The sequence below is a fragment of the Corallococcus sp. CA049B genome (assembly GCF_003611685.1).
Lineage (GTDB): Bacteria > Myxococcota > Myxococcia > Myxococcales > Myxococcaceae > Corallococcus > Corallococcus coralloides.
On the sequence record NZ_RAWC01000047.1, the window covers coordinates 1 to 12,038 of the forward strand.

Annotated in this window: 9 protein-coding genes; 2 read left to right on the forward strand and 7 right to left on the reverse strand. The window is 71.4% G+C overall.

The window, feature by feature from the left end; genetic code table 11:
- The 3 genes from D7W82_RS13555 to D7W82_RS13565 all read right to left on the reverse strand — a co-directional run.
- The coding region (locus tag D7W82_RS13555) for a DNA polymerase Y family protein (protein ID WP_147439323.1) at positions 1–1,522 on the reverse strand (1,522 nt) is incomplete at its 3' end.
- 18 nt (positions 1,523–1,540) lie between these two features.
- Positions 1,541–2,395 carry an ImuA family protein gene (locus tag D7W82_RS13560; RefSeq protein WP_120618755.1) on the reverse strand — a complete coding sequence of 285 codons (855 nt, stop codon included), beginning with the start codon at positions 2,393–2,395 and terminating at the stop codon, positions 1,541–1,543.
- A 248-nt stretch (positions 2,396–2,643) separates the two neighbouring features.
- On the reverse strand, positions 2,644–3,861 hold the full coding sequence (locus D7W82_RS13565; RefSeq protein ID WP_120618756.1) for a vWA domain-containing protein: 1,218 nt from the start codon (positions 3,859–3,861) through the stop codon (positions 2,644–2,646).
- A 270-nt stretch (positions 3,862–4,131) separates the two neighbouring features.
- Between D7W82_RS13565 and lon the strand changes: the two genes are divergently transcribed.
- A complete protein-coding gene (gene lon / locus D7W82_RS13570; RefSeq protein WP_120618757.1) occupies positions 4,132–6,591 on the forward strand; it encodes an endopeptidase La in 2,460 nt (819 codons plus the stop codon).
- 91 nt (positions 6,592–6,682) lie between these two features.
- Here the strand turns inward: lon and D7W82_RS13575 are convergent, their stop codons facing one another.
- A complete protein-coding gene (locus D7W82_RS13575) occupies positions 6,683–7,879 on the reverse strand; it encodes a cytochrome P450 (protein WP_120618758.1) in 1,197 nt (398 codons plus the stop codon).
- A gap of 57 nt (positions 7,880–7,936) precedes the next feature.
- Here D7W82_RS13575 and D7W82_RS13580 point away from each other — a divergent pair, with 57 nt between their 5' ends.
- Positions 7,937–8,917: an aldo/keto reductase gene (locus D7W82_RS13580; protein ID WP_120618759.1), complete on the forward strand. Its 981-nt coding sequence runs from the start codon at positions 7,937–7,939 to the stop codon at positions 8,915–8,917.
- A 25-nt stretch (positions 8,918–8,942) separates the two neighbouring features.
- Here the strand turns inward: D7W82_RS13580 and D7W82_RS13585 are convergent, their stop codons facing one another.
- The 3 genes from D7W82_RS13585 to D7W82_RS13595 form a co-directional block, all read right to left on the reverse strand.
- Positions 8,943–9,911, reverse strand: a complete 969-nt coding sequence (locus tag D7W82_RS13585) for an FHA domain-containing protein (RefSeq protein WP_120618760.1) — start codon at positions 9,909–9,911, stop codon at positions 8,943–8,945.
- Entirely contained in the window at positions 9,899–11,248 is a 1,350-nt protein-coding gene (locus D7W82_RS13590) for a serine protease (protein WP_120618761.1), read from the reverse strand. Before D7W82_RS13590 ends, D7W82_RS13585 begins: the two co-directional genes overlap by 13 nt.
- Positions 11,249–11,315: 67 nt before the next feature.
- Entirely contained in the window at positions 11,316–11,984 is a 669-nt protein-coding gene (locus D7W82_RS13595; RefSeq protein WP_120563047.1) for a hypothetical protein, read from the reverse strand.
- Positions 11,985–12,038: the final 54 nt, after the last annotated feature.

Sequence of the window (12,038 nt, forward strand, 5' to 3'; positions counted from 1 at the left end):
CCTGCAGGTAGAAGTCCCCGTCCCGCCCGTCCCGGTACACCCAGGCGGGCCCCAGCCCCTCGAAGTGCACGCGGTAGTAGTCCCGCTGGTACGGGGTGTCCGTCCACCACTCGCCACCCAGGCGCTCCGGCCCCGCCATCGCCGTCACCCGGTGCCGCCGCCCCGCGAGCCTCGCCGCCAGCAGCTCCCCGGACGCCGTCACCTCCGCGTCCAGCCGGGCCGGCTGGGCCAAGAGCCGCGACGGCCGCTCCCGGGCGGCCCCCGTCTCGCGCCAGACGGTGATGGGCGCGGCTGCCTCCGGAGCTGGAGCCAGCGGGCCCGACGGGGACAGCAGGCCTCGCCGCGTCTCCGGAGGATGGAAGGCCCGGGGCGTATGCGCGGACTCCGGCCGGTGCACCGCCTCCAGGGACGCGGCGAACAGCGCCCCCTCACCCAGCGTCGTCGCCAGCCGCGACAGCACGCCCTCCAGGGCCGCGTCCCCCTCCGGCGCGTCCCCCAATGCCAGCTGCTGGCCCAGGTCCTCGTCGTGCGCGTCCACCCGCACGGCGACCTCCGCCACCGGCCGCTCCAGCCGCAGCTCCCCCAGCCGGTGCCGCGCCAGGTCCAACAGCAGCTTCGCGCGCGCCGTGGGCCGCGCCAGCAGGAGCGGCACCTGGGCCTCGCCGGTGGGGTCCAGGCGCAGCACGAAGGTGAGCCGCACCGCCGCCCGCTGCCGCCCGGACAGCCGCGCGCCCAGCCGGTCGAGCAGCGTCTTGAGCGCGAACTGCACGGGCTCGAAGGTGTCCGCGGGCGCGTCCAGCACCACCCGGTCCTCCAGCGCCTCCTCCAGGGGCTCCGGCGTGAAGGGCGTGTCGTCCACGCCCCGGCACCGCGCATGGGCCCGGGCCGCGGCCGCGCCTCCTCGCGCCGTCACCGCCCCGGCCGGCAGCGCCGCCACCTGGCCCAACGTGGACAGTCCCAGGACGGAGAAGGCCTTCGCCGCAGCGTCCTCCAGCGCGCCCAGCGGCAGCGGCGCCAGCGCCCGAGCGCCCTGCCCCTCCGGCACCACCTCCACCCGCCGGGAGCCATGCCGCGCCAGCACCCGCGAGGTGAACGCCTCCGACGCCACCGTCACGTGCGCCCGGTAGCCCTGCTCGCCGCAGAGCTCCAGCACGCGCGCGGCCAGCTCCCGTTCGCCCCCCACCAGGTGCGCCGCGCTCGCGTCGAACCACAGCCCGTCCGGCGCGTCGCGCTGGAAGCCCGGGCACAGGCCGAGCAGCGACTCCCCCAGCGCGGCCAGCGCCTGGGCCTCGTCCTTCAAGCGGTACGGGAAGTTGCGCAGCTCGGGCTCCAGCGCGGTGGCCGCCGTCAGTGTCATCCCCGGCCGCACGCCGGCCTTCAGCGCGCGCGTGGACGCGAAGGCCACCCGGCGCTGGCCGCGCACCTCCTCCACCAGCACCAGCGGCTGGCCCGCGAGCGCGGGCGACTCAATGACCTTGCGCTGCACCGGGAAGCGCGTGACGTGCAGGTAGCCCCTCCGCATGGCCCACCCTCCTTCCTGTCAGCGGCCGTCCGGGGACAGCGCGCTCCCCAGCGGAGGCATGGGCGCGTCCCGGCCGGGGCGCTGGCCCAGGATGCCCATGCCGTTGCGCACGCGATCGGCGGGGTCCCGGTAGAAGCCCGGCCCCGCGGCCTCTGGCGTCTCCACGTCCGCGTCCAAGAGCCGCGCCCCGGAATCCAGCCCCACCTCCGGGTAGAGCTCCCGCCAGGGGCTCACGACGCGCGTCCCCACGCCCCCGCCCCGGCTGCGCTCCAACTCCACGGACCAGCCCTGGACGCCCCGGGCCTCCAGCCGCAGCCGCGCGAGCCCGTCCGCGGGCGCCTCCGGCGACGTCAAGAGCAGCACCAGCGTCCCGCCGCGCGCCGCCGCGTCCGCGAGCTTGCGCGCCTCCGTCAGGGCCAGCCGCTCCGGACGCCCCGGGGCGCCCACGCCGAGCGTCAGGTCCACCACCACCGCCGTGAAGGCACCGCTGCGCGCCAGCTGCACGGCGGCCCACACGCGCTGCGCGAAGGCCTGGGGCCGCACGACGAGCAGCCGCTCCAGGTACACGCCCAGCGCCGCAGCGGCGGGGGGATAGAGCTCCTTCGGACCATCCACCCACGCGCACAGGCGCAGCTCCCGGTGCGCGGACGCCACCGCGCGCAGCGCCAGGCTGGTGCGCCCCGACGCCGCCTCGCCGCACAGCTCCACGGAGTGCCCCAGCGGCAAGCCCCCTTGAGGCAGGAGCGCGTCCACCGCGTCCACGCCCGTGCGCAGCACCGACAGCGCGCGGCGGGGCGCCGCCTGCAGCTGGCGGATCCGTTCGCGCAGCTCCTCCACCACCGCCAACCCCGACCGTTCGACCGCCGCGCCCATGTGGCCTCCTCGCCTCGCGCACCGCGCGCGCATGGGGCCAGTATCCGAAGCCGTCTGACACCCGAGCAGGCGTCATTCCGGGTGCACCGGACCTGTCGCGTCGGGTGCTCCGCTCGACGGAACGGGGCGGATCCGCGCGCATTCTTTTTCTGGCACCGGACATGACAGGTCACGTGCTCAAGCCACGAAAAAGGGCCCCGCGTCCTTCGCGGGGCCCTTCGGGTGAGGCCTGGCGGATCAGCTCCGGGCTACCCGGCGCACAGCACCTTCACCTCCACCTTCGTGTCGCCCACGCGCCGGAGGCACGGGCCCAGGAAGAAGATGCGCGCGGAGCGGTCGCCGCTGGGCGGCTCGTAGCGGAAGTCGCCGTTGGACGCCGTGCACGTCTGCACGGAGCCATCCGCGCGCGTCACGTACACCACCGCGAGCCGCGGATCCGGCAGGTTCACCACGGACACGCTCTGCGCCACCGTGGCCAGGTCCGCGATGTCCAGGAGCGTCTGCTGGTAGCTCGTCTTGCAGATGGAATCCAGGTTCGCCCGGGTCGCGTCGAACGCCTTCGCCATGTCGCTCTGCCGGTAGCCGGGCCCGTAGGACGTCGGGCAGTCGACGTTGCGCACGTTCGTGGTGCCGCCCGTCGTGTCCACGATCAGCTCCGCGCGCTTGTCCTCCACCGCCACCGGCCCGATGGTCGCCCACAGCACCTCGCGCGACGCGCCCTGGCTGTCACGCAGGCTCTGGAAGTCCTGGTAGTACTCCGACACCGGGGTCAGCTTGTCCCCCTGCTCCGTGCACGAGTCCACGGCCCGGTCCACGCCCAGCGCCACCGGGGGCGGCCGCTGCTTGGAGCTGCAGTCCTCCTCGTCGGACACCACCACCACCAGCAGGCGGGCGTCGTCCCGCAGGAAGCCCCCGTTGCCCCCTTCCGCCAGCGGCTGGGTGGCCAGCGGCGAGGCGACCGCCAGCCGCACCGCCTCGAAGGGCGCCTCCTGACCGCTGCCTGAGGTTCCCTGGTCCACCAGCCGCTGGAACTTGGGCAAGAGCAGCGGATCCGAACCTTCGATGAAGCGCTCGGCGGTGGGCTGGTTCGCCTCGTCCCTCACCGGCTGCAGTCGGCCTTCCTGATCCGGGAAGGAGCGGATGACGTCCGCCCCATCCGGGAAGAGCTGGCGCTGGTACACGGAGGTGGTGATGACCCCCACGCGGAAGTCCTGGGACACACCGTTGCCCTCCTTCAGCGCGGCCAGGAAGGCAGGCAACTCCGTGGCGATTCCCTGCTGCTCCTCGCTCATGGATCCGGAGTTGTCGATGACGAAGAGGATGTCCGTCTTCTGGGGGGCCACCACCGGAGGGGTCGCCTCGCAGGCGTCCGGGACCGTGGAGCCATCATCATCCACGGGGGAGTGGCATCCGAGCGCCAGGAGCGCGGACAGCGACATCAGGTGGGCGCAGGTGTGGAGCTTCACATCGTCCTCCAGTGCGGGGACGCGCGCTCGCGCACCGCATCAGGCGTGAGAGGGGGCGAGCATGCCCCACCCCTTCGCCGGACGCGAGACTTCTGGGCCGTTACATAGAGGAGCGTCGTACAGAAGACGAGGCACGGAAATAACGCACATCGCGTTTGCCATGTCCCGTTTGGTTGTTACGTTGGTTCATCCGCCGCAGAAAACAACCGGATGGTTCACCGGCCCGGCCGCTTGCTGACCGGGTTCAAGCAAGGAAGAGGCCGAACTCCCATGTCTGACGAGAAGAAGAAGGGCACCGCGGCCAGCGCCATGCCCACCGCGATGGCCCCTCCGGGGCTCATCAACAAGGAAGACATTCCGCAGGTGCTGCCCATCCTGCCGCTGCGCAACAGTGTCTTCTTCCCCGGCGGCGTGCTGCCCCTGGCCGTCGGCCGCCAGAAGACGATTGCGCTGATCAAGGACGCCGTCCGTGACGACCAGGTCATCGGCGTCGTGACGCAGCGCCGCGCCGAGGAAGAGGATCCGGGCGCGTCCGACCTGTACACGATGGGCACCGTCGCCCGCATCGTGAAGCTCTTGAAGATGGGCGAGGACAACTACTCGCTCGTGGTCCAGGGACTCGCGCGCTTCCGCGTGATGGAGCTGGTCCAGGAAGCGCCCTACCTCAAGGCCCGCGTCGACGCGGTGGAGGACAAGACCTCCAGCGAGAACGTCGAAGTGGAGGCCCTGGGCATCAACCTGAAGAAGCTGGCGCGCGAGGTCATCGAGCTGATGCCCGAGCTGCCCGCCGCCGCCACGGAGCTGGTGGAGAGCATCACGCATCCGGGCCACCTGGCGGACCTCATCGCCGCCAACGTGGACGTGCCCATCGAGGAGAAGCAGGCCGTGCTGGAGACGGTCGACCTCAAGGCGCGCATGAAGCTCGTCCTGGAGCTGCTCAATCGCAAGCGCGAGATCCTCAAGCTCTCCAACAAGATCGACTCCGCCGTGAAGGGCGAGATGTCGAAGACCCAGCGCGAGTACTACCTGCGCCAGCAGCTCAAGGCGATCAAGGAAGAGCTCGGCGAGATGGGCGAGGAGGAGGAGGAGCTCGACGAGCTGCAGGAGCGCCTGAAGAAGGCCGCCCTGCCTCCGGAGGTGGAGAAGGTCGCCCAGAAGGAGCTCAACCGCCTGAAGACGATCCCGGCGGCCTCCAGCGAGTACACCGTCGCGCGCACCTACCTGGACTGGATCGCGGACCTGCCGTGGTCGAAGGTGTCCGAGGACAACCTCGACATCGAGAACGCGCGCCAGCAGCTGGACAAGGATCACTTCGGCATCAAGAAGGTGAAGAAGCGCATCCTGGAGTACCTGGCCGTCCGCAAGCTGAAGAACGACATGCGCGGGCCCATCCTGTGCCTCGTCGGTCCCCCGGGCGTCGGCAAGACGTCGCTGGGCCAGAGCGTGGCCAAGGCCACGGGCCGCAAGTTCGTGCGCCTCAGCTTGGGCGGCGTGCGTGACGAGGCGGAGATCCGTGGCCACCGCCGCACGTACGTGGGCGCGCTGCCGGGCCGCTTCATCCAGAGCATGAAGAAGGCCGGGACGAAGAACCCGGTCATGATGCTGGACGAAATCGACAAGCTGGGCGCGGACTTCCGCGGCGACCCGAGCGCGGCGCTGCTGGAGGTGCTGGACCCGGAGCAGAACAGCACGTTCAGCGACCACTACCTGGACGTGGCGTTCGACCTGTCGAAGGTCATGTTCGTCGCCACGGCGAACCAGCTGGATCCCATCCCCGGGCCGCTCCGGGACCGCATGGAGATCATCGAGCTGACGGGCTACACGTTCGAGGAGAAGCAGGCCATCGCCCGCATCCACCTCGTGCCGAAGCAGCTCAAGGAGCACGGCCTCAACGGGGACCACATCGAGGTGCAGGACGAGGCGCTGCTCATCCTGACCACGTCGTACACCCGCGAGGCGGGCGTGCGTAACCTGGAGCGCCGCATCGCGGACATCTGCCGCGCGGTGGCTGTGGAGGTGGCCGGCGGCAAGCTGGAGAAGCAGGTCATCGGCGCGGAGCGCGTGAAGGAGATCCTCGGGCCCGAGACGTTCTACTCGGAGGTCGCGGAGCGCACGGAGGTTCCCGGTGTGGCGACGGGCCTCGCGTGGACCGCGGCGGGTGGCGACCTGCTCTTCATCGAAGCGACCAAGATGGCGGGCAAGGGCGGCATGACCCTGACCGGCCAGCTGGGCGACGTGATGAAGGAGTCCGCCACGGCGGCGCTGAGCTACCTGCGCAGCAAGGCGGAGGCGCTGGGCATCAACCCGAACTTCCTGGAGAAGACGGACATCCACCTGCACTTCCCCGCGGGCTCCATCCCCAAGGATGGTCCTTCGGCCGGCGTCACCATCCTGACCGCGCTCACCAGCCTGCTGACGGGCATCCGGGTGCGGCACGACACGGCGATGACGGGCGAGGCCACGCTGCGTGGCCTGGTGCTGCCGGTGGGCGGCATCAAGGAGAAGGTCCTGGCGGCGCACCGCGCGGGCATCAAGCGGGTCATCCTGCCGGAGCGTTGCCGCAAGGACCTGATCGACGTGCCGGATCAGGCGAAGAACGAGCTGGAGTTCATCTTCGCCACGAAGATGGACGAGGTCCTCAGCGCCGCGCTGGAGACGTCTCCGTTCAAGGAGGGCGCCGCCATCCCGGCGACCACCACGGACACGCCCCCGGCGGAAGTCCGGGCGTAACGAGGTCCATGGTTTGAAGTGACGCGGGCAGGTTCCCTTCACGGGGGACCTGCCCGTCGTCTTTGCGGGGCTGCCCTGCCCTGCCTTCGCATCAGTGCGGGTGCAGCACGAGCGGCAGCGTGGCGGGCCCGCGCACCACCAGCGTGCGGTGCCACGTCATTGGCTCCGGGCCGGCCTGCAGGTGGCGGAAGGCGTCCAGCAGGGCCTCCAGGGCCAGGCGGCCCTCCAGGCGCGCCAGCTGGGCGCCCAGGCAGAAGTGGATGCCGTGGCCGAAGGGCAGGTTCTGAGGACCGGGGCGGGACAGGTTGAAGCGGTCGCCGTCCGGGAAGTGCGCGTCGTCGTGCGCGGCGGAGCCCAGGAGCACCAGCACCGGCGCGCCCTTGGGCAGGCTCACCCCACCCAGCTCCACGGCCTCCGTGGTGAGGCGCGGCGCGGCCTGGGCGGGCGGCTCGTAGCGCAGGACCTCGTCGATGAAGGCCGGGATGCGCGAGCGGTCCGAGCGCAGCTGGGCCCAGATCTCCGGGTACTCCCGCAGCACGACGAGCGATGCGCCCAAGAGGTGCACCACCGTCTCGATGCCGCCCACCAGCAGCAGCGCCATGAAGGCGATGAGCTCGTCCTTGGACAGGGCCTCGCCGTCCACGCGGGCCTGTTGCAGCTCGCTGACCAGGTCCGTGCCGGGCGCGCGGGCGCGGGCGTCCAGCACCTCGCCGAAGTACTGGCGCAGCTCCGCCACCGCGTCGCGGGCCTTCTGCTTGCGGTCCTCCTCCTCCGGGCGGACGGTGGTAACGCCGCCGGTGATGAGGTCCGCCCACTGCTTCAGCCGCGTGGCGCGCGCGGGGTCCAGGCCCAACAGCTCGCTGATGACGGCGGCCGGGATGCGCAGCGCGTACGGAGGCATCAGGTCCACCGGCACGCCCCGGGGCAGCTCCGCCACCGCCTGCCGGCAGATGTCGCGCACGCGGGGCTCCAGCCGGGCCATGGCGCCCGCGCCGAACGCCTTCTGCACCAGCACCCGCAGGCGGCCGTGCTGGGGCGGGTCCAGGGTGAGCATGGACTCGGAGAAGGGATTGCCGCCCAGCCAGGGCGGGTTGGTGGCCACGCGGAAGCCCTGCGAGGAGAAGCGCTGGGGGTCCTTGAGGACGCGCAGCACGTCTTCATGGCGCGACACGGCCCACATGCCACCGGGCTCTACCTGACACACGGGGGCCTCGCGGCGCATGCGGGCGTAGGTGGGATAGGGGTTGGCCTTCACTTCCGGCGACAGGAGGTTGAAGCGCTCGCTCATGCCGGGCAATACGCAAGCAGCGAACATCCCTGGCACCACACGCGAAGGAGCGGACCCATGAAGTACACGAACCTGGGACACACCGGCCTGCGGGTCTCCCGCATCTGCCTGGGCTGCATGAGCTACGGCACCCCGAAGTGGCGCCCGTGGGTGCTGGACGAAGAGTCGGCGCAGCCCTTCTTCCGCCGCGCGGTGGAGCTGGGCGTCACCTTCTTCGACACCGCGAACATGTACTCGGACGGGGTCAGTGAAGAGGTGACGGGCCGCGCGCTGCGCAAGTACGCGAACATGGACGAGGTGGTGCTGGCCACGAAGGTCTACTTCCCTACCGGGAAGGGCCAGAACGAGCGCGGCCTGTCGCGCAAGGCCATCACCCAGGCGTGCGAGGCGAGCCTCAAGCGGCTGGGCGTGGACACCATCGACCTCTATCAAATCCACCGGATGGACCCGAACACGCCCATCGAGGAGACGCTGTCCGCGTTGGATCAGCTCGTGCGCCAGGGCAAGGTGCGCTACCTGGGCGCGAGCTCCGCGTACGCGTGGCAGTTCATGCGCGCGCTCAGCGTGTCCGAGCGCAACGGCTGGGCGCGCTTCGTGTCCATGCAGAACCACTACAACCTCGTCTATCGCGAGGAGGAGCGGGAGATGCTGCCCCTCTGCGAGGCGGAGGGCGTGGGCGTCATCCCGTGGTCGCCGCTGGCGCGCGGGCTGCTCGCGGGTTCGCGCAAGTCGCTGGACGACAAGGAGGCCACGACGCGCGCGGGCTCGGACACGCTGTCGCCCATGCTCTACAACCAGCCCGGGGACTGGGACGTGGTGGAGGCGGTGAAGCAGGTGGCGGAAGGACGCAAGGCCCCGCCCGCGCAGGTGGCCCTGGCGTGGCTGTTGTCCAAGCCCGTCGTCACCGCGCCCATCATCGGCGCCACGAAGCCCGAGCACCTGGAGGACGCGGTGAAGGCCGTGAGCCTCAAGCTGACGCCCGAAGAAGTGAAGGCGCTGGAGGCCCCCTACAAGCCGCACGCGGTGCGCGGCCTGTAGAGCGGTGCCAGGGGTGGACGCGTCTTCAGCGCTCCTTCACGAGCGCGTCCACCTTCTTCTCCAGCGGCTTCACGTCCTCGAAGAACGAGTCCATGGAGTGCGCCGGGGCCAGGCGCAGCACCGGCGGCAGGAGCGAGCGGGGGAACTCCAGCTCCTCGCTGAAGGGCTCGTTGCCCAGCATCTCCGACGCGTTCGTGAGGACCATCACGCCCACCGACGCGATGACGAGCCCGCGGACCACCCGCCTGCCGCTCCAGCGCGTCACGTAGCGCAGGTGCCAGTAGAGCCCCCACCCCACCAGTCCCAACACGGCCAGCATGCGCACGAAGGCCAGCCACGAGCCCAGCGAGAAGCTGAAGCTCACGAGCGCGAACAGGGGCGGCAGCAGCGCGAAGCCCAGCAGCACCAGGGCGGCGATGGTGGCGTGCACGCGGAAGTGGAAGCGCTTGCGCGCGATGCGGCTCGCCAGCGACCAGCCGCCGGCCCACAGGAGCGCCAGCCCCAGGGGCACCACGGCGGACATCAGCAGGTCGCCCCAGTCCGTCTTCCGGAACTGGGTCACCCGCTCTGAGATGAAGGACGCCACGACCAGCGCCTGCAGCGTGAGCGCGAAGGCCCGGGGGCGCTCGATCAGGCGCTCGCTGGGCGCTTCGGGGGCTTCGTTGACGACGGTGTCCTCCACCACGAAGGAGCGGGGCCGGAAGCGCAGCACCGTGTCCCCCACGGACACGCGCGCGTCCGGGGTGATGACCAGCTCCTTCAGCACCGCCCACGGCTCCACGCTGAAGGTGCCGTTGACGCTGCCCACGTCATGCAGCACCACCGCGCCGTCCTCGCGCCGCTCCAGGCGCAGGTGTTCGGCGGAGACCTTCGGGTCGTCCAGGATGATGTCGTTGGCGTAGCCGCGACCCACCGTCACCGGCAGCGTGTCCAGCCGGTGGCGCGACTGGACGGCGTCCCCCTCCAGCACCTCCAGGAAGATCACTTCACCCACGACAGACCCTCCAGGTAGCGGCGCGCCAGCTTGCGCGCGTTCTCCGCGGAGAAGCCGCCCAGCGTGAGGCTGGTGTCCACGCCGTGCGTGGAGGCGTTCAGCGTGGCCGCGCGCAGCACCAGGTCGTAGAGGCCCGGGAAGCGGCGGTAGGCGCGCAGGCAGATGGCGGCGCGCACCGTGAGTCCGTTCACGTCCACGAACTCCGACTTGCAGCGGAAGTTGGTGACGTCCTCGCGCGTGGCGGACACCGCGTCCGGGTCCTGCGAGAAGAGCGTGCTGTAGAGCGCGGAGAAGCGCATCGCGCCCAGCTTCTGGCTTTCGACGTGCTGGTGCAGGTAGGCCACCACGCCCGTGCGGTGGCTGGAGGACAGGAAGATGTCCTCCTCGGAGGAGCACTGGTAGCTCGTCACCGTGTAGGGCGTCTCCGGATCATGCGGCGTGTCGCCCCAGCACTTGAGGAAGGGGCTCCAGCGGCCGGGGACGCGGTACTCGCCCAGCGACTGCTTCGGCAGGTCCGTGGCCATCAGCCGGTCGGTGATGCGCTGCTGGTTGGCCAGCAGCTGATCCTTCACGGACGTCATCAGCGCGGCGGGCTCCGGCGGAGCGCCCTGCTCCAGCGCCCTGTCCAGCAGCGCCCGCGCGCGGGCCACTGGCACCAGGAAGCCCACCTGGTTGCCCATGGTGGCCACGTTGACGCCCACGACGCCGCCTTCGCCGCTGAGCGTGGGCCCGCCGCTCATGCCGGGGTTGATGGCGCCGGTGAAGTGCACGCGCTCGTAGAGGGCGTCGCGCACCAGGCCGTTGTAGGTGCCCTCCACGATGGTGGTGCCCAGGTCGCGCGGGTTGCCCATGGCGAACAGGCGCGTGCCCTGCGGCGGTTCGTGCTCCTCCAGCTTGAAGTAGTCGCTGATGGGCGCGTCCACCTGGATGACGGCCAGGTCGCTCGCCACGTCCACCGCGAGCAGGCGCACCGGCACCGTCGCGTCGCCGCGGTCCAGCTCCGCGGTGTAGTCCTCCGGGTGGAGCACCAGGTCGGAGACGACGTGGTAGTTCGTGAGGGCGTGGCCCTTCGCGCTCACGAAGAACGCGGAGCCGATGGAGGACTTCGTCCCGGAGCGGCGCTCGATGATGCGCACCTGCGAGACGCGGCCCTGGATGCGGCGGAACAGGTCGTGCGTGGCCGGAGGCAGCGACGCCACCGGCAGGGGCGGCACCACCGCGTCCGCGACGCCAGCGTCCGGCGCCGGGAGGACCACCGGCGGGGCTGGAGACGCCGAAGGCTCCGGAGGAGCCGAGGGCCCCTGCGCGAGCACGGCGACAAGGAGAAGGGAGAACATGGGCGGCGGCACCGTATCCCACCGCGAGCCCCACCGGGGGACGCCTTGGCCCTCCTGTCAGGCCACGCTACGGAGTGGCCGGCCCCTCCCCCTGCCGGCGGCGGCGCCAGGCCGCGTACGACACCAGCAGGGCCCCGGCCAGGGTGCCCGCCAGCGCCCCCGCGAGCCGCCGGGAGACGACGCCCGCCACCGGGGCCTCCATGCGGAAGGTCTCCAGCGAGGCGCGCACCCCGGGGGCCAGGGCGTCCCAGCGGGCGGCGGGCGCGCTGACCGTCACCACGGCGTGGCGGCCTTCGGAGGCCAGCCCCGTCACCAGCACAGTGCGCACCTGCCCTGCTTCACGCAGCGTCCCCAGCACCTCCACCCGAGGCACGGGACCGCCCACGCGGTCCACCCGCTCCGGCGTCAGCGCCACGCCCAGCTCGCGTTGGAAGTGCTGGACCACGGCGGTGGAGAAGGAATCGCGCTCGGAAGGACTGGCGGAGAAGTCCCCATCCACCACGGCGATGAGGAACGTGGCCGCGTCCGGGCCCTCTCCGTCCGCCAGCGCCGCGGACAGGCCGCGCGTGCGCACGCCGTCCTCCGACACCGCGCCCACCTGCGAACCGGTGTAGCGCTCCCAGCGCGTCATCCGGAACGTGTCCGGAGGCCGGAAGCTGTAGCCGTCCCGCCGCAGCTCCGTGCCGAGCGCACCGGACAGCGACAACCACACACCGGTGAGGACGGGCAGGAGCACGGGCCCCGAGGATAACCCCGAAGCCCGCGCCACGCCCGCTCCCCTGCCCCGCCG